Annotated in this window: 17 protein-coding genes; 3 read left to right on the forward strand and 14 right to left on the reverse strand. The window is 35.0% G+C overall.

What is annotated here, in order from left to right; genetic code table 11:
- Positions 1 to 14: 14 nt before the first annotated feature.
- Positions 15 to 1298 carry a hypothetical protein gene (locus A6I66_RS04395; protein ID WP_157614081.1) on the reverse strand — a complete coding sequence of 428 codons (1284 nt, stop codon included), beginning with the start codon at positions 1296 to 1298 and terminating at the stop codon, positions 15 to 17.
- Positions 1299 to 1579: 281 nt separating this feature from the next.
- Complete coding sequence (locus A6I66_RS04400; protein WP_067146016.1) at positions 1580 to 1831, reverse strand: DUF1456 family protein; 252 nt, start codon at positions 1829 to 1831, stop codon at positions 1580 to 1582.
- A 346-nt stretch (positions 1832 to 2177) separates the two neighbouring features.
- Here A6I66_RS04400 and A6I66_RS04405 point away from each other — a divergent pair, with 346 nt between their 5' ends.
- On the forward strand, positions 2178 to 2591 hold the full coding sequence (locus A6I66_RS04405) for a hypothetical protein (RefSeq protein WP_067146018.1): 414 nt from the start codon (positions 2178 to 2180) through the stop codon (positions 2589 to 2591).
- Between the two features lie 55 nt (positions 2592 to 2646).
- Here A6I66_RS04405 and uvrB read toward each other — a convergent pair whose 3' ends face one another.
- From uvrB to A6I66_RS04430, 5 genes are all read right to left on the reverse strand, one after another.
- The gene (gene uvrB / locus A6I66_RS04410; RefSeq protein WP_067146020.1) at positions 2647 to 4650 is read right to left on the reverse strand and encodes an excinuclease ABC subunit UvrB; all 2004 of its coding nucleotides are present in this window, start codon (positions 4648 to 4650) and stop codon (positions 2647 to 2649) included.
- A gap of 27 nt (positions 4651 to 4677) precedes the next feature.
- Positions 4678 to 9525 (reverse strand): T9SS type B sorting domain-containing protein, encoded by a 4848-nt coding sequence (locus A6I66_RS04415; protein WP_084399458.1) that lies wholly within the window; start codon positions 9523 to 9525, stop codon positions 4678 to 4680.
- Positions 9526 to 9905: 380 nt separating this feature from the next.
- Positions 9906 to 12608 (reverse strand): T9SS type B sorting domain-containing protein, encoded by a 2703-nt coding sequence (locus A6I66_RS04420; RefSeq protein WP_067146029.1) that lies wholly within the window; start codon positions 12606 to 12608, stop codon positions 9906 to 9908.
- 25 nt (positions 12609 to 12633) lie between these two features.
- Positions 12634 to 13458 (reverse strand): ABC transporter permease, encoded by an 825-nt coding sequence (locus tag A6I66_RS04425; RefSeq protein ID WP_067146031.1) that lies wholly within the window; start codon positions 13456 to 13458, stop codon positions 12634 to 12636.
- Between the two features lie 22 nt (positions 13459 to 13480).
- Positions 13481 to 14380, reverse strand: coding sequence for an ABC transporter ATP-binding protein (locus A6I66_RS04430; protein WP_067146033.1), 900 nt, complete (start codon positions 14378 to 14380; stop codon positions 13481 to 13483).
- A 122-nt stretch (positions 14381 to 14502) separates the two neighbouring features.
- Here A6I66_RS04430 and A6I66_RS04435 point away from each other — a divergent pair, with 122 nt between their 5' ends.
- Positions 14503 to 15576: a hypothetical protein gene (locus tag A6I66_RS04435; protein WP_067146035.1), complete on the forward strand. Its 1074-nt coding sequence runs from the start codon at positions 14503 to 14505 to the stop codon at positions 15574 to 15576.
- Here the strand turns inward: A6I66_RS04435 and A6I66_RS04440 are convergent.
- The 7 genes from A6I66_RS04440 to A6I66_RS04470 form a co-directional block, all read right to left on the reverse strand.
- Complete coding sequence (locus A6I66_RS04440) at positions 15573 to 16088, reverse strand: IS1096 element passenger TnpR family protein (RefSeq protein WP_067146037.1); 516 nt, start codon at positions 16086 to 16088, stop codon at positions 15573 to 15575. The genes A6I66_RS04435 and A6I66_RS04440 overlap by 4 nt on opposite strands.
- A gap of 38 nt (positions 16089 to 16126) precedes the next feature.
- Positions 16127 to 17140, reverse strand: coding sequence for a COX15/CtaA family protein (locus A6I66_RS04445; protein ID WP_067146039.1), 1014 nt, complete (start codon positions 17138 to 17140; stop codon positions 16127 to 16129).
- Between the two features lie 138 nt (positions 17141 to 17278).
- The gene (locus tag A6I66_RS04450) at positions 17279 to 17641 is read right to left on the reverse strand and encodes a four helix bundle protein (RefSeq protein WP_067146041.1); all 363 of its coding nucleotides are present in this window, start codon (positions 17639 to 17641) and stop codon (positions 17279 to 17281) included.
- Positions 17642 to 17738: 97 nt separating this feature from the next.
- Positions 17739 to 19157 carry a CCA tRNA nucleotidyltransferase gene (locus A6I66_RS04455; protein ID WP_067146044.1) on the reverse strand — a complete coding sequence of 473 codons (1419 nt, stop codon included), beginning with the start codon at positions 19155 to 19157 and terminating at the stop codon, positions 17739 to 17741.
- Between the two features lie 28 nt (positions 19158 to 19185).
- The gene (locus tag A6I66_RS04460) at positions 19186 to 19560 is read right to left on the reverse strand and encodes a GxxExxY protein (protein WP_067146045.1); all 375 of its coding nucleotides are present in this window, start codon (positions 19558 to 19560) and stop codon (positions 19186 to 19188) included.
- 143 nt (positions 19561 to 19703) lie between these two features.
- Entirely contained in the window at positions 19704 to 20264 is a 561-nt protein-coding gene (locus A6I66_RS04465; RefSeq protein ID WP_067146046.1) for an L-threonylcarbamoyladenylate synthase, read from the reverse strand.
- 2 nt (positions 20265 to 20266) lie between these two features.
- On the reverse strand, positions 20267 to 21220 hold the full coding sequence (locus A6I66_RS04470) for a hypothetical protein (protein ID WP_067146047.1): 954 nt from the start codon (positions 21218 to 21220) through the stop codon (positions 20267 to 20269).
- Positions 21221 to 21391: 171 nt separating this feature from the next.
- On the opposite strand from A6I66_RS04470, the gene A6I66_RS04475 reads away from it, so the two are divergent.
- Positions 21392 to 22147, forward strand: a complete 756-nt coding sequence (locus A6I66_RS04475; protein ID WP_067146048.1) for a glycosyltransferase domain-containing protein — start codon at positions 21392 to 21394, stop codon at positions 22145 to 22147.
- Positions 22148 to 22172 lie beyond the last annotated feature (25 nt).

Raw genomic sequence — 22172 nt, forward strand, 5'->3', positions numbered from 1 at the left:
TTGTTTGTTAATTGTTAATGACTTAATGAAATAGGTTGTCCGAGGTTATTTTTCATTTCGGTAGATTTTAAAACGAAAGATGGGCGTGCATCATCCAAGGGCGCAATGTATAGATCTTCCGGATTGCTAAATCCTTTAGTGAAAACATTGCTAGCAAAGAATCCATTAGGGTGGTAAATGGTATTTTTTCGGTAGTTTAATCCCTGGTCACTTATATTAAAGAGGTTCTTTTGTAGGCTTATTTTACTCACGATATCACTAGAATCTACATAAGATTGGTCTAGTTTTATCACATGAGCAAATCCAGAAATAGATGAGTACTCCACTGAAACATAGGCATGTGACTTGGCAGAAATTGCCGCTTTTATAAAAGGAGTACTTTCTTGATTAGCTAAGTTTATTATAGTGGCATACGACACTTTTAATGAGGATAAATGCTCGTCCATTGGTTTGAAATTTTCAGAAGTATAACCATCAATTTCAATCGCATAGGAGCCACTAACATCTGAAATATAAGGATGTCTTACCGCGAGAATATGTGTTAGACTACCTTGAAATCCGTTGGTAATATCGAAATCATCATCTTTAGATTTGTATGAAATTAAATTACTGAAATCACCCTGGCCTCCAAACCACTCAAAAGCATCGTCGGCAGAATAACTAATCATGATGTTTTCTAAAATGGTTTTGGAGCCAATACCGCAAAGTGTTAATCCGTTTAACTCTTTGGCCTCATTTATTTTACGACCAGGATACTCAATACGTACATATTTTATTATGGCTGTTTCTTCTTCAGGGTTATCCCCACCATATAAAGCATATTGTGGTGCAAAATTTCCTTCTACTTTTGCAACTCCAGAGCCCGTGTTTAGTTTTCCATTTCCTAAGATGACAATACCGCCCCAATCGCCTGTTTGTCTTGATTTTGCAGGTTTATTAGACGTGAATACTATGGGCTCAAACTTCGATCCTTCAGCAATGAGTTTTGCTCCTTTGGCTACCAGTAAACTAGCAGGGTTAGTATGATCGCATCTAATTGTTGTACCAGGTTCAATGGTTAATGTCGCACCGTTTGCAACGTAAACATTACCAGACATGAGATATACTTTGTTTTTTGTAAGTGTTAAATCATTAGTAATCATTGAAGGAATTTTGGTATCGGCTTCAAAGTAACGTTCTAAATTGGGCTGAAAATTTGTCCAACCATTCATCCATCTGGAAGTATCTGTTTGTGCGTGGAGACACGTTATGCTTATACTAAAAAAGTATAAACACAGTAATGTGTAGTTCTTTTTCATAATAATTTATTTGGGGTTTACATTAATTTTCTCAAGACATAGCTTTAAGAAAAAATGAAACACAAATTTATAATATGAAAAAGGGAAATGTTAAAATTCTAGTTTACGCTTAGGTTATTGGTATATTAAGAGTAATAGCGCGATATGTACTCGATAAAAGGTTAAGTTATTGGCAATCTATTGGTTGATTAATTTACCCAATATTAACATAGGGTTATTAATTCAACTTATAATAAAAAAGTAACGATGTCGAGGTGTGTGTCGTTAAGAAAACCGAATGCTTATTTTTTAGGTTTAGGAGCTTCTCCTTTTTTAGGCATCGGTCCACGCATATGAATGACCAGTCCATTTAAAAAATTACGAAGAATTTGGTCACCACACTCCATATATTTTGGGTGATCTTCTTTTCTGAAAAAAGCGCCAAGTTCACTTTTAGTAATCCTAAAATCAACGAGCTCTAAAATTTTTACTATGTCATCATCCCGAAGTTTTAGGGCTACACGTAATTTTTTAAAGATATCATTATTCGTCATAGTTTCTGTATTTACTCATTTCATCTATTTGTAATCACAAAAGACGAAGATTTAGCGTTTTGATGCATCGGTAAAGGTACTTTTTTTATTGCTGACTAAGAAGTCTTATTTTAATTGTTGTAAAAATCTAATAATCAACTATTTGTGTTGTGTGTTTGTAATTGTTATTTAAAAGTAGTTTAGATAAAATGCCATTATTTAAGATGTATTTTAAAGTGAAACTGATAAACGCAATAAAATTTACGATAAAATACCTGCATTTTTTCGATAAGACGTTAAGATTCAACGATATATAATGGTTTTTTCTGTTTAAATTTATAGTGTAACGCATTAACTCCCTCAAAACATGATTAATAAGCTCGAGAAATTAAGTCTATTGTCTGAAATGATTGCTTTTGCAAAATATGATAATGACATTAACCGTATAGAATACAATTTTTTATTAGGTGTTGCTAAACAGTTGGAAATATCTAGACATGATTTTGATTATTTACTAGATAACCCCATTGACTATACGCATTTAAAATCGCATAGCGAACGCATTGTTCAGTTTCATAGATTAGTATTGTTATTAAATATTGAACAGAAGTTTGGTGATAACAATAATTCTAAAGGCGCTATAAAGCTATATAATTTCGGATTGCGTATGGGGTTAAGTCACGAATCTATTACGAAAGTACTCTATCTCATGGAGAGCTTTCCGAATAAAATTGTACCGCCCGATGTATTAATCGATATTTTTAAAACACAATACAATTAAACCGTTCTCTCTTTTCATTTTATAGGCCATTGATAGCCCATTAAAAGCTAAAAGTTTACACTTTTAGCTTTTCTAGTTTATCTTGGTAGCTTTTTATTTCATCACGTAATTTTGCTGCTACTAGAAAATCTAATGCTTTAGCAGCCTCTTCCATAAGCTTTCGCTTTTCACGTATTTTCTTTTCAAGTTCTGGTTTGCTAAGGTATGCGCTTTCTGGCTCTGCAGCTCTGGCAGCTTCCAATTCGTAGCTATAAGTGCTTACCGAGTTTTTCGATAGCACATTATCTAAACTTTTATTTAGCGCTTTTGGTTTTAAATGATGCTTAGTGTTGTATGCTATTTGTTTTTCTCGACGGTAATTGGTTTCATCAATGGTTTTTTGCATGCTTTTTGTAATCTTATCAGCATACATAATAGCTTTTCCGTTTAAGTTTCTTGCGGCACGTCCTACCGTTTGTGTTAAAGATCTAGCCGAACGTAAAAAACCTTCTTTGTCCGCGTCTATAATTGCAACCAAAGATACTTCTGGCAAATCTAAACCTTCACGAAGTAAGTTAACACCAACTAGAACATCAAATAGGCCTTTCCGTAAATCTTGCATGATTTCAACACGTTCTAAAGTATCAACGTCACTATGGATATAACGACAACGAATTTGAATACGATCTAAATATTTGGTGAGTTCTTCCGCCATACGTTTGGTTAAAGTCGTTACAAGAGTACGTTCATCTTTTTCAACCCGTTGCTGAATTTCTTCAATTAAATCATCTATTTGATTCAAACTAGGGCGTACTTCAATGATAGGGTCCAGTAAACCTGTAGGGCGAATGACTTGTTCGACATAAATACCATCGGTTTTTTCCAATTCATAATCGGCGGGCGTCGCGCTTACATAAATCACTTGGTTTTGTAAAGACTCGAATTCTTCAAATTTTAAAGGACGGTTGTCCATGGCAGCAGGCAATCTGAAACCATATTCCACCAAGTTTTCTTTTCGGCTTTTATCACCACCGTACATGGCGTGAACTTGCGAAACGGTAACATGACTTTCATCGATAACCATCAGGTAATCATCAGGAAAATAATCCAGTAAACAGAAAGGTCTTGTGCCTGGTAATCGTCCGTCCAAATAACGCGAATAGTTTTCAATCCCAGAACAATAGCCTAATTCTCGAATCATTTCAAGATCAAATTCGGTTCGTTCTTTAAGGCGTTTGGCTTCTAAATGTTTGCCTATTTCTTTGAAATAATCATGTTGAATTACTAAATCATCCTGAATACTTTTTATGGCACCTTGCAAAACATCTTGTGATGTCACAAACATGTTGGCAGGATAAATGGTTAGGCGCTCGTATTTTTCAACAACTTGGTTGGTTTGAATGTCGAAAGATTCGATCTCTTCAATTTCATCACCAAAAAAGTGTATTCTGAAGGCATCATCGGCATAGCTCGGAAAAATATCTACAGTATCGCCTTTAATTCTGAAGTTACCATGTTTAAAATCGGCTTCTGTTCGGGAATACAAACTTTGCACAAGTTGATGCAAAAGCTGGGTTCTAGAAATGACCTGGTCACACTCTAAAGTAATCACGTTTTTTTGAAACTCTACCGGATTCCCGATACCATATAAACACGACACCGAAGCGACAACTAATACATCACGTCTTCCAGAAAGGAGTGACGAGGTCGTGCTTAATCGCATTTTTTCTATTTCTTCATTAATAGAGAGGTCTTTTTCTATATAAACACCTGAAACGGGAATGTAAGCTTCGGGCTGGTAATAGTCGTAATAGGACACAAAATACTCTACCGCATTGTTTGGGAAAAATTGTTTAAACTCCGAGTACAACTGTGCTGCTAAAGTTTTATTATGTGCTAAAACTAGGGTAGGGCGTTGTACCTCTTGTATAACATTAGCGACGGTGAAGGTTTTTCCCGAGCCGGTAACACCAAGTAGGGTTTGATATTTTTCGTTTTCATTGATACCATCCACAAGCTGCTTTATGGCTTGAGGCTGATCTCCAGTGGGACTAAACTCTGATTCGACTTTAAACTGCATGTTGCAAAATTAAGCAAAATTTACAAGCTATCGTTTTAAAGTAAAGTGGCCTTTTATTTCCATTTCATTTCCATTTTGGATAATTTTTGCCACATACCAATAATCATCAGTAGGCATGTTTTCGCCATTAAATGTGCCATTCCATCCTGGTGATGAATGTTTTAATGTTTTAAGGAGTTTTCCAAGGCGGTTGTAAATATACACATAGCTTCCCGGGAGCTGATCGGCACCAACGATATGCCAAGTGTCATAAAAACCATCGTTGTTTGGTGTGAAAAATTTAGGAATATCGAAAACAAAAACATCTTTAGAAATATCCATACAGCCATTTAAATCACGAACTGTAACGGTGTGATTTCCAAAACTCACATTTTCAAAAACAGATGACGTTTGAGGGGAGCCTCCATCTAAAATATAAACATAGTCACCAATTCTTCCCATGTTTATATCTACTGAAATTTGGTTGGGGTCTGAAAAATCAATGCTTGAAGTGAAGTTAATTTCGGCTTGCTCTGATTCTATTACCGTGAAAGTTTTAGTATAACTACACATGTTAGGCGTAGTTACTTCAACTGAATACGTTCCTAATTGACTGGCATCTATTGAAATACTAGAGGCCGTTGAATTATTGACTGATGCGTTTACACTTGTCGTCCAAAGGTAGATATCTCCGGCTTCCCCTGTATTGGCGTCAATGTACAAAGGTGACGATTCCCGGCAAAGTGTCACTACATCTTCAATAGGAATTATAGGTAAGGGATGCAAAATGATATTGAATTCGGTAGTACTAAAACAGCCCGTGTTTGTGTTTTCCACACGAGCAAAAATGGTCTCGCCGTCGAATGCTGTATATGATGAAGGTAACGGATTGGTATTTTCTTCAGCATCAATTAGGGCCATAAAGTAGCTTACCGTAAAAAGTGATGGTGATTGTGTGCCCAGAATTGCAGCTGTATTTGATGTCAAATCAAAAACATATTGTCCGTCAAAATCGTCATCGCAATGTTCTAAATCTGGTGGGGTATGTGCTAAAGGGTTTTCATTAATAATTAAATCGAAATCATCAATGATATAACAGCCGGTTGTAGGGTTAGATACTCGAACAAATAGGGTGTGCCTATTGGCGGTGAAATTATACGTTGGAACTAACGGTGCCGTGCTGGTTTCTGCATCGGTTAAATTGTTGTAATAATTAATATTAACCGTAGAGATGTCATCAACTATCAACGGACTTATGGTAGATAGATCTACCGTTTTAGAAGCATTGTCGCAAATGGCGTAATTGCCAATCGTATTAATGTTTGGAGGCAGATTAACCATAAGTTCTAAAGGGATAACACTAAAACATCCGGTTAGGGTATTGGCAACTTTAATGTACACCGTTTTTGCTTCCGAAATAAAATTTACAGGATCGGTAATTTCCTGAGAATTGTCTAAGCCATCATCCTGATTGATATCTTCAAAAGCATTAAAATAATTGATTATAAGATCGGTTTGAACACGATCTAATATGTCGAAATCCGCTGTCGTTAAGTCGAAAGTGGTGATGCCATCATAATCGGTGTCACAGTTAATAAGAGGCGAAGCATCGGTTATTTCTGGGGCAACAATAATGTTGATACCTAACTCTTCAACCACATGACAAAGCGAATCGTCACTTTCAATTCTAATGTAAACGGTTTGTGGGTTGGTTATGTTTGTATAAACATCAGGCAATGGGTCGAGGTTATTATCAGCATCATGTCGTGATTCGTGAAACGAAACATTTAAAACATCTGATATGCCTTGAGTGATTTCGTCTACTTTATCTTGAAAATGAAATTCATGTTTTCCATCGTTCGAAATATCGTCGCACACTAAATATGGTCTTATTGGATTGTAAATCGGATCGGGAGAAACTTGTAAGGTAAATGAAGACGTGCCAAAACAACTCGGATCCGAAATATTTTCTACCCGAACGTAAATGGTTTGCATTCTAGATGTATTCTGATAGGCCGTATTTTTAGGAATAGGTATAGTTAAGGCAGCATCTTCAAAGTAAAAAACCTCTTTACCAGTTTGACCATCTAAAATTTCAGCATCTTTTTCGTAAAGATAAAAATCGGCTACACTGGCTCCTGATGATTCACAGATTTGATAATTGCTTATAACAGGAAAAACAGGTAAGGTATTAATAATCGCTTCAAAGGTTTCAATGGCATAACATCCAGTTGGATTTGAAGGATCTTCGATACGCGCGAAAATAGTTTGTGTATTTGTATTGTAGCTGGTATGTTCAGAGGCTGGGATTTCGTTGGTTTTATTATTGGCGTCGTTTAGAGTGGTATAAAAAGAGACGTCAAAGCTAGAAGCACTCGAAGTAATTTCAGAGATTTTACTATTCAAATCAATAACCGCATAGCCATCCTGATCACTATCACAAATAACAATATCGCTTGGCTGAATGGTTGTGGGAGCAGTAAGTACTTCAACTTGAAATTCATTAACAGTAGAACAGCCTGTAGATCCAATGCTTTCAATACGAGCATATAATGTGGTTGTGGCAGTAGTATTGTTAAAAAAACGAGGTAATCGTTGTGAGGTGTCGTTGTTTTCAGCAGCAGTTTCAGTTTCAAAATAACTCACCGTAAAATTAGGGTTGCCATTGGTAATGGTTTCGTCTAAGGATTCCAAATCAATACTCGTAAATCCATCGTCATCATCATCACAATACGCTAATGGCGGACTATTAAAAAGTAAAATAGGATTCACTCTTAGGTTTATTTCGGCTTCATTGGTACAGGAGCCATATCCCATGGAAATGAATAAGGTGTGCGGACTCGTTGCTTCAAAAAATTGATTTTTGTCTAAGCTATTTCCGTTAGCTCGATCGGCTTCAGTTTCGTAAAAATCAACGGTAATCGGGTAGGGCAAGTCATTAATAATAAAAGTTTCAACAGAAAAAAGATTAAATAAAGCCGTGTCGGTACTGTCGTCATTTTCATCACACATGGCAAAATCTCCCGTATCGGTTGCTGTTAATAATAAATTGGTGTGAATTTCAAAAGGAACCACCGAGGCACATCCTGTAGTATTGTCTTCAACTCTTAAATACATAGTTGTGTATCCGGGCTCATCGATACCATTTATAAACTCGTAATTGGTTTCGTCGGCCACAGGATTTGTGCCATTATCGGCATCAGAATAACTAACATGAAAAGTTGTTGTTACGCCTGTTAAGCCGTTTAGTATATTGTCTAAAACTTCAGTCAAATCGAAAAAAGCATGCCCATCCAAGTCGGTGTCACAGGCATCAATGTATTGCGGGTCGGTATTAACAATCGGACTAATTTGAATATTAACATCGAGAGTTGTGGTTGTAGAACAACGTGTATTGATGTCAACCGCACGAACATAAACCATTTCATTTGGCGTGTTGGTGTTGATGTACGGGTAAGGAATTGGGTTGGCCCCAGTGGTAACATCAAGAGCATTATAATGGTAAGACACATATAAATCGGGATTGCCTCCAGTGATTTCATCGGTTTTTACGCTTAAATCTATAACCGCAAAGCCGTCTGGGGTTTCATCGCTATCACATACTTCCAATGGTGTAGGGGTGATAATGTTAGGTAATGGGTTAACAGCAATGTTAAAGGTTGAGTAGGCATAACAATTGCCATCTAAATCTTGAACTCTAACATAAATGGTTTGAGAAGGACTCGTATTCGTTATTGGAGAAGTAATGGGATTTCGATTGTTCCGAGCATCGGAATCTGATAAGTGATAGCTAAAGTCAAAGTTAGTAAAAGGGCTTAGTGAAGCAACTTGGGCATCTTTCGTAGATAAGTCGAATTCTCGCGTGTTACTACCACTACCATCGTCGCACAGTGTGTAATCGGACAGTGTTTGCATAGGTTCTTCAGTATTGAGAACGATAGCAATGTCATCCTGTTCTACACAAATGGATCCGTTAACGGGCACAGAAACTTCAACACGATAGGTACCATCTTGTGTGGCATTATAGGTGGCGTTTCCCGCACCTGGAATTAAAGTGTTATTTAGGTACCAAGCATAAGAAGCAGCTGGGTTTTGTATATTAGCATCTATGGTTACATTGGGCTCGCAGGTTGTAATATCATCTCCTAAGTCTAAAACTCTAAAACTATCACCTTCAATAAAAACAGCAGAATCATACCCACCATTGGTTTGGTCGGCAATGATTAACTTGATGCGGTATTTAACATTAGGTTTAATGGTGCCCGATGCCGTTAATACGGTGGTACGTCCGTTATAATTCGTGTCGCCAACATTGTAACCATCAAAATAGGCTTTATTCTCGGCAGGGCAAACTCCAAAAATTTCATCGTGAACGGTATTGGTGTTTACTGGTATATTAGTGTTAGGAATGAGAGCGATGTTTCGGAAAGGGTCTGCGGTGCCTTCTTCTTTAATTAAAAAAACAAAACCATCGGAAAAATGACAGGGATAAACGTCGAAATATTCTTCTGAAGCTAAAATATAATTGAATTGAAACTGGTTGGAAATGGAAACGAAATCGAATTCTATAGCCGTAGCATTGAGGTGGGTGTTGGATGTGCCTAAAGCTGCTTCTAGATCGGGGTCGGTGCCCCAAGTGGTAGAACCCTCACTAAGGGTAGGGGTGATTACAGAATTTCCTCCGGATGAAGCTCCTCCTGTACTTAACATAATGCCATTGGCAAACGGGAAATTTGAGCTCCCTCTTTCAAAATAGGCGTAACTTGAAAATCCGCTTGATGTACCATTAACAGGAGAGTTAATATTACTGATGTTAACACAACCATCTACAAGATTGTCCTGAATTAATGTGGTTAAGTCTACCGCGTCGTTAACGATTATGCGCTGTGAGAACATAAGCTCACAGCTTAAAAGTGTAAATATGACCAAGAAGTAATTTAATCTCATTGCGAGTAGGTATTTCAGTTTGATTTTTTCGTTAATAACTATTTATAAACGTAAAAGTCTCACAAACCATTATATGAAGCGGTGTCATAGTCTCGTTTATGTCATATTGATCTTGTCGAAATATTTATAGCTAACGAATTAGTATCGGTTTCGACAAGATCAACTTGACAAATCAAAATTTATTAACTTTCATACTGCCTCGTTGAGGTTTTAATCAAAACAGTTATAAAACTTAAGGTGCTGGGGCTTAAGTTTGCGAGAAAAGTAGTGTATAATTTTTTTGTTTTAAAAAACTTTAGTTGAAATACAATTTAATTGGTTTTTAAGCTCTAGGGCTTTAGAGTGAAGTGATTCTTAAACAGGCGGCCATCTGCTAGTTTAACTGAAAACCAGTAATCATCATGTGGTAATTTTTCACCTCTAAAAGTACCATTCCAACCTTCGCCAAGTGGATGAAGCTCTTTGAGTAGTTTACCATAGCGGTTGAAGATTAAAATTTTAGTATTGGCTTGAAAGGCTTCAGAAACACCATAAACTTGCCAAGTATCATTAATCCCATCATTGTTTGGGGTGAAAAATTTAGGAAAGCCTATCACCGAAATAAGCTCGTTTGTCGTACCGCAATCATTTTTCACATCTTTAACCGACACTGTGTAGAGTCCAGGGTGCACGTTTTCAAATACGTTGCTGTCCTGGTAATCTGTACTAAAATTATTATTCGTGTTGGTTAGTTGGTATTGGTAAGTACTTTCTCCTGTAACAATTATAGAAACTACATTGTTTTCTCTGGCATCCTTAACCTCTACATGATTAATTGTGGCAATATTTGAAGCTTCTACAGTTATGGATCTGGTTCTTTCACATCCTGAAAGGTTGGTTAGAGTCACCGAGTATACACCAGCGGCGTTAATATCAATACTATACGTTGTTTCTCCTGTACTCCATAGATATGAGTAATCGCTCGGATTATTACTTGTTAGTCCAGCATCAATAGTAATTTTTTCTGGATACCTGTTTAAGCAATAATAAGTAGTACTGTCGTCTAATATAGAGAAAGGCTCTTGTACTTTAAGCTCTATTTCATTTATGCCATAGCAATTATTCGCGTTTTCTGCTCGTGCAAAAATGGTTTGCGAATAAGGGATTAAGTTTTGGTATTGGTCAGTCAAAGGGTTTTGCTCTAAAAGAGCATCTTCATAGGTTTCATAATACGTAATATCTAAACCAATAGAGCTACCATCAAGAATAAAGGAATCGGCATCTTTTAAGTTGAATATATAATAGCCGTCCTCAATGCCATCATCATCACAAGAAAAGAGTTGTCCAGATTTAATATTTGTATTGCTCACTTCAAGCGTCAATTCAGAAAATGAAATGCAAGTTGTATTTTCATTAACTACAGAAGTGTAAATGGTTTGTGGGTTTGAGGAGTTTACAAATTTATCGTGGTCTAGAATTTCGTTAGTTCTAGCGGCGTCTAAATAAAATTTAACTGAAACATCGGTGGCATTACCAGTGAGATCATTAATTGCTTCGTTGAGGTTAAAAATAGATTTTCCATCGAAAACAAGATCGTCTTCACATTGCAAAAGGGTCATGTCTAGAGCAGTTGGATTCGGATTAAAAATAACGCTCGCGGCACCTTCTATGTCACACTCGCCATTATTCGGACTAACAATAACTTCATAATATCCAGAATCGTAAACTGGAAGTTTATGGCCGGTTTCAGGTAGGGGCGTATTGTTTTTAAACCAAGAATAGGTTGCTCCAGAAATCGGATCGGCTTGTAAAGTATAGGTTTCGCCCTCACATAGACTTAAACTTGTATTTTGTTTACCATTTTTAATAATATCAATCTGTTTATTAAAAAAAGAACTGATAAAAGGTGGTAAGCCTTGTGTTGAAAACGAAGGAGAAAGGTCTATAGCATCGTGAACATAATCGCAGGCTAGGCCTCTTTTATTGGGTTCGTTAATAACTCCTAAGTAAGGGAGTCCGGTATTGTATGACGCGCTTAAAGCCCGATAGATTTTACCATTAGGTCCCATTTGTAGTGCGCCTCTGTAAAGTTTTCTGTTGTCAATAATGGTAACCGAACCAGCGACGTTGGCGGCATAGATATCAAATTGGACTAACTGCGAATTATGAATGTTAGGGTCATTTATGTCAGCAAAATCTGGTAGAATATTTGAAGTCTGTGTATATAATAATTCACTATTTGGTGAAAATTCCACACCATAGGCAGACCTGATGCCCGGAAGAATGAGCGGTGTATGGTTGGAAATAAGACCTGTTGCAATATCAAAATCGTATAAATCGAGTCCGTCGTACGAATTAGCACAAGCCAATTTTAAACCATCTGGCGATAATTTTAAATAACCTCGACGATCTAATACTTGTTTTGACAAAGTCGATTTTACAGAATTGGTGTTAACACCTGCATCGGTAATTTCAAAAGCATGAAAGGTGTCGAACACGTCAGATGTCCCATCTATAGAAGCATAACTAAGTACCCAAATAGATTTGTCTCGACAATCTTTAAGTACCGCTGTTACTTTCTCGGTCGAATTGCTAAGGAGGTTGATGTTTTTAGAGGTTACAGCACCTAAGCCACCATCTAAAGATAAATCGACTTCAGAGTAATTTAAACCTTTACTAGGTTCGGAAGGACCTCCATAATGATCAACTGTAAAAATATAGTAAATATTGGGGTGGTTAGGTTTAGGAACGATTATGGCCGATTGCGAACTAGAAGGATTACCATAGAGCCAAAAACCGTTAACCATAATCTCATGGTTATTATTCCAAACCGTTATACCGTCGGTGTAAAATAATAAATGACCTGAATTATCAGAAATCGAAGTACATCCCTCCAGGGTGTTAATTTTACCATTAAAAACAGGGGTTACGGTATTGGTACTAGAATCAAAATGAATACCACTATTTTTTCCGAAATACCAATTTGCAGCTTGATTTTGTGCGAAAGTATGTATGGAAATAATGCAAAATAAAGCGATAAAGTTTCTTAACATCTTTAGGTATAAAGAGGTAAAGATATTATAAATCGCGACGTTTTAATAGTTTATAAGATAAAAACACAAATAAGAAGGTCCATCCGAGAACGATAATGATTTCATAGGCATGTACGCTATAGTCGTATGCCAAGTTGACCTTGTCTGGAAACTTGGACATAGTTATACGTTGAAAGGGTTCATCTATGAGTTTGTACATTGATTTTAGAGGAAAGAAATTTTGAATGCTTTCGGCTGTTTTGCTGTTAAATTTCCAAGCTAGAATACCAAATGCAATCCATTCAGCAATAAACAAAATGAATAGAAATCCTAAAGCAAAGGCCGAACGTTTTACCAACATACCAAAAAACAAACAGAGGCTAAAAAAGCCAACAAGTTTTACGAAGTAAGCTAATAAAAATTCAATGTTAGTAAAGATTATTGATACCTCATTATAACTCGAATAATATAAACCAATACTTAAGGTAATAAAGAATATAAGTATGGTAGAAATTAATGAAAAGAAGACAATAGTATAGAATTTCGATAAAATAAATTCCTTTTTACTAAGGCCATCAATGAGGTTTTGTTTAATCGTTTTATTGCTGTATTCATTACCAATCATGCTCACCACTACAATGGCAAAAAAGAATTTGAATTGTGAAGCAAAAAAGGTGGTTAGGTGCCAGATTAGCGGAAAATTAAAAACGCCAAGTTCACCTAGTTCTAAGGTAAAAAAACCAAAGACATTAATTTTTAATGAAGAAAGTAATATAACGAAAAAGGGTAATATAAACGATATAAAAATTAAGACTCTACTGGCGCGGTTTAGCAGGAGCTTTTGCAATTCTAAGTTTAAAAGTCGGAACATTTAAAATGGTTTTTTTTGACAGTTAATTATGGTCTGTAAGTTGTAAAAATTGTTCTTCTAAACTTTCTTTACGCTGTACCAAGTGAGTCAGTATAATTTGGTTGTCGAACATGAATTTGTTGAAGTCTTCTGATAGCATTGGTTCATTCAAATGAGCGGTAATCATTTGGTTGTCGTTAACTTTAATAGTTCCAAACGCATTATGGTTTTCTAAAAGTTCAATTAATTTTGAGTTGTTATTGGATGTCACTTCAAAAAAACCATGTGTAGAAATCATGGCATCTACACGACCGGAATACAGTTTCACACCTTTGCGTAAAACCACCACATGCGAACATACTTTTTCAACTTCATCTAACAAGTGGGAGGCTAACAAAATGGTAGTGCCTTTAGCGGCAATCTGTTTTATAATTTCTCGTATTTGATGGATGCCTTGGGGATCTAAACCGTTAGTAGGCTCGTCTAGGATTAATATTTGTGGATCGTTTAAAAGGGCAGAGGCAATGGCTAGCCGTTGTTTCATACCTAAAGAAAAAGTACTAAACTTACTGTGTTTTCTTTCTAAAAGGCCTACGATCTCTAGTTTTTCTTCAATTTTACTAATATCAACACCTTTAATTTTACAAACGAGTTTCAGGTTTTGAACAGCCGTCATGTAAGGGTAAAAGTTGGGGCGTTCGATAATAGCACCAACATGCTTTAATGCTTCATGTGTGGTCATCGTTCCATCAAACCATTGAAATTGGCCTTCCGTTTTATTTACAACATTTAAAACAATACCTAGGGTGGTCGATTTTCCGCTACCATTGGGACCTAGAATACCATAAACATTACCTTTTTTAATGGTAAAGGATAAATTATTAACGGCAGTTAATGACCCGAATTTTTTAGTGAGATTTTCAATTTTTAGAATGGTTTCCAAAAGTGTAAATTTTAAAAGTTAACTTTTTAGGCTTTTTGGTAATCATAAATATGACGAATCCTATGCCATATTGTTACACAATATCTTTTTAAAAAGCTTAAATTTGAGGAAGATTAGTCGTTATGCAAGATTTAAAAATATCAAAGAGAAAACCATCTTATCCTATAACCCCGAAGTTACAAAAGTATTTATCACGATATAATAGAAATATAGAAATCCCTATTTTTTATGATGATTTACTTCGATTTCAAGGCTCTGTTGTAGTATACGATAAAGATGATAACGATACACTTTGGATTCGCGTTTACTTTAATGAATTTGAACGTGAAGAGATAGAGTCCTCGCTAAAAAAAGTGTATACCATATTTCATTCTGATGGTAATGAAAACATCTTGCCGTTTTTAAGTGTTGATGCTATTGATTATTGCACCTTTGGGAACTCGAAGCCTTTTAGGATTAAAATTAGAAATGTTTTAAATGACAACTCCACGTATTTTTATATTAAAACCGCTGATGCATCTCGTGTATATGGGCTAGAGTTAGAGCATATGCTATCGCCATATAATTTGAATTATTTGGTTTATGAAAATACTTTAATTGAAGAACATATAGCGGGTATTCCAGGTGACGAGTTTATAAAGAACATGCTGCCAAATTGTAGTAAATCGGAAAAAGCGCAAATAGCTAAAGAGTTTGTGAAGTTTAATGAGCGCTGTATGATTCGTTTATTGGGAGATATGCGCTCCTATAATTATGTTATTGTACCTACCCACGATTTTGATAAAGTGGTTTATAAAATTAGAGCCATCGATTTTGATCAGCAGTGCTATGAAGGGAAATTTAATATTTACCGACCTCAGTTTTTTAAAGAAAACTATGAAATGGTTCAATTGGTCTCTAATATTATTCAGAAATTATCTATAGATCAATATAAAACTGAAGAACGTTCTATTTTGGTTAAACGTCTCAAAAGTTCACATGTTCGTGTAGAAATGTTGTTAGATAGTTTAGAAAATGATGTGATTTCTACTGAAGAAAATATTCAATTACTAAAAACAACCATCTTTAATTATACCCATGATGTTAACTTTAAAAAGAGCAAAAACATGGGCGAAATTTTGAGGTTTTCTTTAGAGTTTCTAACAAGAAACTATGAAAATGTCAATTTAGAAGCGCTAAAAAGGAAGAAATACTAGTTCCAGTTTTCGTCAAAATCTAACTGGTCGTAATCTTCAGGATCGAAATCATCTTCAAATTCGTTAAAATCATCAAGAGCATCGGCTTCAAAAGTTTTTTCTGGAGCAGATTCGGGCACTTGACCTTGTACGTACATCAGGTTAGGGTAGTCGTGTCCTTCAGTTTCTTCAACGATTTCTGCTAATTCAACAAAGAATGTCCACATACTTAAAAAGTCGTAAACGTAGATAAGTTTCGTCTGATTTTCATCCAGAAGACCATCTAAAGATGTTTCGTGCATTAAACGCGCTGTAGCTTCTTCACTTAAATCGAATAAAGAGATTTCTTCACCTTGTTCCCAGATATCATTACTTACGTAGAAAGAGGCCATTTCGGTACCATCAAAGCCAAACGACTGCGTGATGATATTGTGTAAATCTTCAAGCGTATCGCTATCACGAATTTCTAAATCGCGAAAAACGTCTTCGTCGGTGGTATCGTTGTCTAATATGACTCTAAATCTGTAAATCATTGGTGAAAAAATTAAAGCACAAAGGTATGTTATTTAAACTATTTAGTAAAACGATGTAAAGTAAAAGTCATACTCGTTAACAAGAAAAAGGCTCCGACTTGATGGGCAATTCCTAATCCTAAGGGTACTTGATAAATAAGGGTGAAAACTCCTAATGAAAACTGTAATAATACGAGAAGTATTAAAGAATTAACACCTTGTTTTTGATGTGCTGTTAGCGTAAACTTGTTAGATTTTCTCCAAATTAAGAAAATGAATAACACCACCACAAAAGCTAAAATACGATGCACAAACTGAATCCCACTTGGGTTTTCAATTAAGTTTTTATAAAAAGGATCTAATACGTAAACGGTGTGATGTATAAACTTGCCTTCACTCATTAATGGCCAATGGTTGTGCATTAAACCAGCCTTTAAACCAGCAATAAAAGCGCCATAAATAATTTGAATAATTAAAACAATGTAGCCCCAAATAAGCAGTCTTTTCATGGGGATATTGGCGGGTTTGCGTATGGGAAACATGAGATCTAAGGCTACCCAAAGTGTAGCAGCAAAAGTTAAAAAGGCGGTTACGAGATGTGCTGCTAATCTATAGTGACTTACATCTGGCATATCTACCAAGCCACTTTTAACCATGTACCAGCCTAAAAAGCCTTGAAAAGCTCCTAGAGCTAATAACACCATGCATTTTTTTATGGTGCTTTTACTAAGCTGTTTTCTAATTAAAAAATATAAAAACGGAATAATAAAGACCAATCCTATGGAACGCCCTATAACACGGTGTAGCCACTCCCAGAAGTAAATGTTTTTAAAATCTTCTATATTAAAATGATTATTATAGGCATGATACTCCGGATGTTGTTTGTAGAGGTCAAAAGCTACTTGCCATTCTTGATCCCCAATAGGCGGAATGGTTCCAGTAATTAATCGGTAGTTTGAAATGGATAAACCTGAGTCGGTCAATCTAGTGATACCACCAACTACAACCATTATGAAAATCAGGAAACAGCCTGTTAGTAGCCAGTATATTACGTTTTTGTTGTCTTTTTTCATGGTTTTGGAGTTGCTGAGTTTCAAAGCTTCAAAGTTTCAAAGACTCATGGCTTCAAAGTGATCTCTAGTTTGTTAATCTTTGTTTTATTTTAATTGTTTTTTTCCCTCTGCGATTCTGTTACTTTCCCACTCTAACGCTTAACCCTTAATTCTTCTGATGAAACTAGTGAGCATACGTTCAATTTCTCTTTTGTCTAAAAATAATTTATTGAAATTTTCTTCTTTTAAAAATGATAAATTATAAGCTATTTCTAGTTGTGTTTGTAATTCGAATAAAGAACTTAAAGCTATATTTAAAAATCGTAAATAATCTTTTGTGCCATCTCTGCCATAACCTTCAGCAATATTACTGGGAATTGATGTTGCAGATCTTTTTATTTGAGAAGTGAGTACATACAGTTCGTCTTGAGGAAAGCTTTTAACACTACGGTATACTTCCGTGACTAAAGACATAGATTTTTGCCAAACTAATAACTTTCTATAGGTGTAACTGTTTTGCATATTGAATCACTTATTCTTCGTAACTTAGAGTATCAAAGTTACTTTGTAGCTTTGCGACTTTGGAACTTTGCTGCTGTAAGCCTCTATTACTATAAAACTAACCTCCAACAGTAAGCCCCAATTTTCGTCCCTTCTCCAACATAAAAGCATGTGCTGCTTCATATTCATTCGGAATTACGCCTTCTAAAATAGCTTCTTTAATAGCTTCTTTGATAATGCCAATTTCCCTAGAAGGTTTTAAGTTGAAAGCAGCGATAATTTCTTCACCAGAAATAGGAGGTTGGAAATTACGAACATGATCACGGGCTTCTACTTCAATAATTTTTTCACGAACAATTTTAAAGTTGTTGTGGTATTTATTGAACTTCTTCGGGTTTTTAGTAGTGATGTCTGCTTCACAGAGGGTCATTAAATCTTCTACATATTCACCAGCATCAAAAACTAAACGGCGTACTGCCGAATCGGTTACGATGTCCTGAGCTAAAACAATAGGACGTGAACTCATAAACACCATTTTCTGTACAAACTTCATCTTGTCATTCAAAGGCATTTTTAAACGCTTGAACAGGTGATATACCATTTTCGAGCCTTCAAATTCATGGGCATGAAACGTCCAGCCTACTTTTTTACTAAACCTTTTAGTAGGTGCTTTACCTATATCGTGAAGCAATGCTGCCCAACGGAGCCAAACATTATCTGTGTTTTCAGCAATGTTATCTACGACTTCAAGGGTGTGGTAAAAATTGTCTTTGTGTCGTTGTCCCTCAATTTCGTCTATGCCTTTTAAAGCGGTAAGCTCAGGAAGAATATGTTTTAAAAGTCCTGTTTGCTCTAGCAATAAAAAACCAATGGAAGGTACTTTACTTTCTAAAATCTTATTGATTTCGGTAACAATACGTTCATTAGTGATAATTTTTATGCGATCACTATTTTTGGTTATGGCTTTTAAAGACTTGGCTTCAATGGTAAAATTTAATTGCGTTGCGAATCGAATAGCTCGTAGCATGCGCAAAGGGTCGTCACTATAAGTAATATCTGGATCTAATGGCGTCCTGATAATTTTATCATTTAAATCTTGAACACCATTAAAGGGATCTAATAAATCACCAAAGTTCTCGGTGCTCAAATTTAAGGCCAATGCATTTATAGTGAAATCTCTTCGGTTTTGGTCGTCGGCAAGAGTGCCGTTTTCAACTGCAGGATTTCTGCTGTCTTCTGTATATGATTCCTTTCTGGCACCAACAAATTCAACTTCAATATCATCATAACGAAGCATGGCTGTACCATAAGTTTTAAATACTTGAACCTTAGGTTTATTTGGTAAGTTTTTGGCGACTTGCTTCGCTAGTTTTATACCATCACCAATGGCGACAACATCAATGTCTTTCGCCGTACCTCTTTTAAGTATAAAATCGCGTACAAAACCGCCAATAACATAAGAATCTAATTGTAGTTCTTTTGCCGATTGCGAAATGATTTTAAATATTGGATGTTGTAATGCTTCTTTGTAATTCATTTTATTTGCCACTAATACACGAATGTTTTTATAATACGATGCGTTTATGGTCTAGAAAATCTTTATGAAAATTCACCAAAAGTGCGAGTTTGTTTTGTGAGACTTTTAGGTAATTAATGCATTGTGAAATATGCTTGTCGTGTAAACTTTCTACAGATTTTATTTCCAATATTATTTTATCGAACACTACGAAATCTGCATAAAACTTGTGTTTTAAAACAATGTTTTTATAGTTAACGGAGTATTCTTTTTCTCTTTGAAACGGAATATTTCTTAATTTAAATTCATGTTCAATAGCATCTTTGTATACAATTTCAGAAAAGCCACTTCCTAAGTTGTTGTAAACTTCGAATAAAACACCAACAATTTCATAGCTTTCGTCTTTATATACAATTTTAGACATTAAATTATAGTTTTTATTAGCCCCAATTCACCAACATTATAAAATGCTTTACCCCATTCTAAAACTAGAACTTAACATTTATTCTAGTTTGTTTCTTTTTTTAATGGCAAAAAGCAAAATTATTCGTGTATTCGTGGCTGTTTTTACTTGCGTATAATCTTCACAACACCATTATTGCTTAATTTAATAATGGACGACGGTTTTGCGCAAATTTTTTCGTGATGCAAATTTACAACATAGTCTACACCTTTTAAAATAGCGGGTGCTATTTCTTTGAATGAGCTTGGTGTTGGATGACCGCTAATATTCGCCGAAGTAGATACTATGGCACCATTTAGTTTTCTGGAGAGCTGGTAACAAAATTCGTCATCTGGTATTCTAATCGCAATGGACCCATCATCGGCAATTAAATTTTTTGCTAAATTTTGAGCATCATCATATATTATTGTCGTGGGTTTGTCGGTTACTTCAATAATATTTAAAGCAGCAGTGGGTACCTGTTTTACAAATTTAGTAAGCATTCGGTCGTCTGCAACTAAACAAATAAGCGCCTTACTATCAATGCGTTCTTTTAAATCGTAAACCTTTTTTACAGCTTCTGGGTTTGTAGCGTCACAACCAATACCCCAAACGGTATCAGTAGGGTAGAGTATAATACCTCCTTGTTTTAAAGTATCTAAAGCGTTTTTAATTTCTGTTTGCATAATTAACTTAAAATGGTTTTTAACCAGTTGGTATAATGGTATTTCTGATAAATTTCTGAAGGTACTTTTTCGTAAGGTGTACTAAAGAAGTCTTCAGGGATATTTATTTCAGCATTTGGATCGATTATTATAATATTATTAGGGTTATAGAAATCGTAGTTTTTTATATCTGCATTTGTCGTTATTAACTTTTTTTCAAAAAATAAACTTTCAAAAACGCGAAAGGTGAGCCCGTTTTGAATACGGTACTTGTGTATATCCACTAGTACATGCGTTTTATTTGTATACTGTAAAACCTGTTCATTGCTTTTACGTTGCTTAATAAAATCAATGATGGTTGAAGTGTTTCTTTTATCAGACTGAACTAAAAATTTAAAGTTGATATTCTTTGTTTTGAAAAAGTGGCCTAATTTTTCTAAGCAATCAACTCTGTAATCATCCGACATGATAGTAAAAGCATTATAACTTAGAGGGGCGCTAGGTAGTTGTTCCTTTAGGTAAATAAAATTAGGAAGGAACTGTAAATTATATTTTTTAACATCGCTCTTTTCAAAAGAATATACCTTGTTAAAAAAATGTATAATATCTTTTTCTCTAGGAATATCATTGATTGAATCGTGGAAGTAGGCAATAAAATGTTTTGTTTTATTTTTTAATTCCTTCAACTGTGCGTCTAGAAGGACATCTGGCCGTATTATTATGATATAATCATAAGATTTATTTGCGGTAGAGTCCATCACATATTTAAACCTATAATGGCTTTTGAAGTTTTTACGTCCAATTAATTTATTAGCTTTAACTCTAAGCCATTGTCCGAAGGATTCATATTTAAATGGTTTTAGGGAGACTGCATTATGAAATTCTACTTCAGTAAATTGCTGTGATAATTCTTCATTAATAATATTGTAATAGGTACTAGCACTGCAGTTGATAAGTAGTATTTTCTTTTTTTTCATGGAATAAAAGTATAAGTTTGTTTTCAAATAAAAACAAATTGTTCAATTAAATTGGGTCTAGTTGTTTTTTTAATTCAAACAATTTTTTTAAAAAATATAAAATTGGTATTCTTAAATAAAAATATAATTATAGAAGGTTACTAAGTTGGCTGTTATATTACAAGAGAATTTATGGTAGAAAAAAGTAGGATAGTGGTATATACCGCCATTTTTGGAAGTTATAGTGGCTTAATAGCTCAACCCAAAATAGAAAACGTAGATTATATTTGTTATACAGATCAAAATTTAGTCGCTAAAAACTGGGAAATTATTAAGGTTAAGCCTCCTATTGAAAATGATAACACTAGAAGTAATCGTTATTATAAAATACTGCCACATAAGCATTTATCGAATGAGTACGATATTAGTATTTATATAGATTCGAATATTTGGATATTACAAGACATCAATACGCTTGTTAGAGAAAAACTTGAAAATGCAAAAATGGCATGTTTTGACCATAATCAAACAACTAGAGATAGGCGTAATTGTATTTACGAAGAGTATCTTGGTATTTTAGATTTTGCCACTAGAAATGATTATCAAAAGGACGATCCTGCAGTTATGAAGCAGCAAATGGATCGTTTTAAAAAAGAGGGTTATCCGGAAAATAATGGACTTATAACTGCTCCCATTTTGATTAGAAAACACTTCGATCCAGAAATTATTAACCTAATGGAAGCTTGGTGGCATATTGTTTTAAACGAAAGTAAACGAGATCAATTAAGTTTTAATTATGTGGCTTGGAAGCATAATTTCACAAGCTTTAGTTTAATTGATGGTGATGTTCGTGAAGGAAATCCTTGGTTTTATACGATAAGACACAGAGATAGTTATGCTTTTAAAATTTTTAAACTGAAACTGAAACGATTTCTGAGAATTGAGTAAATGCTTTATGAAACAGGCGTCTCAA

The organism is Pseudotamlana agarivorans (assembly GCF_001642835.1).
Classification (GTDB): Bacteria; Bacteroidota; Bacteroidia; order Flavobacteriales; family Flavobacteriaceae; genus Pseudotamlana; species Pseudotamlana agarivorans.

Excerpts from the sequence above, each read along its gene's own strand:
- A6I66_RS04395 (WP_157614081.1), bottom strand. The coding sequence starts at position 1,298 with ATGAAAAAGAACTACACATTACTGTGTTTATACTTTTTTAGTATAAGC.
- A6I66_RS04400 (WP_067146016.1), bottom strand. The coding sequence starts at position 1,831 with ATGACGAATAATGATATCTTTAAAAAATTACGTGTAGCCCTAAAACTT.
- A6I66_RS04405 (WP_067146018.1), top strand. The coding sequence starts at position 2,178 with ATGATTAATAAGCTCGAGAAATTAAGTCTATTGTCTGAAATGATTGCT.
- uvrB (WP_067146020.1), bottom strand. The coding sequence starts at position 4,650 with ATGCAGTTTAAAGTCGAATCAGAGTTTAGTCCCACTGGAGATCAGCCT.
- A6I66_RS04415 (WP_084399458.1), bottom strand. The coding sequence starts at position 9,525 with ATGTTCTCACAGCGCATAATCGTTAACGACGCGGTAGACTTAACCACA.
- A6I66_RS04420 (WP_067146029.1), bottom strand. The coding sequence starts at position 12,608 with ATGTTAAGAAACTTTATCGCTTTATTTTGCATTATTTCCATACATACT.
- A6I66_RS04425 (WP_067146031.1), bottom strand. The coding sequence starts at position 13,458 with ATGTTCCGACTTTTAAACTTAGAATTGCAAAAGCTCCTGCTAAACCGC.
- A6I66_RS04435 (WP_067146035.1), top strand. The coding sequence starts at position 14,503 with ATGCAAGATTTAAAAATATCAAAGAGAAAACCATCTTATCCTATAACC.
- A6I66_RS04440 (WP_067146037.1), bottom strand. The coding sequence starts at position 16,088 with ATGATTTACAGATTTAGAGTCATATTAGACAACGATACCACCGACGAA.
- A6I66_RS04445 (WP_067146039.1), bottom strand. The coding sequence starts at position 17,140 with ATGAAAAAAGACAACAAAAACGTAATATACTGGCTACTAACAGGCTGT.
- A6I66_RS04450 (WP_067146041.1), bottom strand. The coding sequence starts at position 17,641 with ATGCAAAACAGTTACACCTATAGAAAGTTATTAGTTTGGCAAAAATCT.
- A6I66_RS04455 (WP_067146044.1), bottom strand. The coding sequence starts at position 19,157 with ATGAATTACAAAGAAGCATTACAACATCCAATATTTAAAATCATTTCG.
- A6I66_RS04460 (WP_067146045.1), bottom strand. The coding sequence starts at position 19,560 with ATGTCTAAAATTGTATATAAAGACGAAAGCTATGAAATTGTTGGTGTT.
- A6I66_RS04465 (WP_067146046.1), bottom strand. The coding sequence starts at position 20,264 with ATGCAAACAGAAATTAAAAACGCTTTAGATACTTTAAAACAAGGAGGT.
- A6I66_RS04470 (WP_067146047.1), bottom strand. The coding sequence starts at position 21,220 with ATGAAAAAAAAGAAAATACTACTTATCAACTGCAGTGCTAGTACCTAT.
- A6I66_RS04475 (WP_067146048.1), top strand. The coding sequence starts at position 21,392 with ATGGTAGAAAAAAGTAGGATAGTGGTATATACCGCCATTTTTGGAAGT.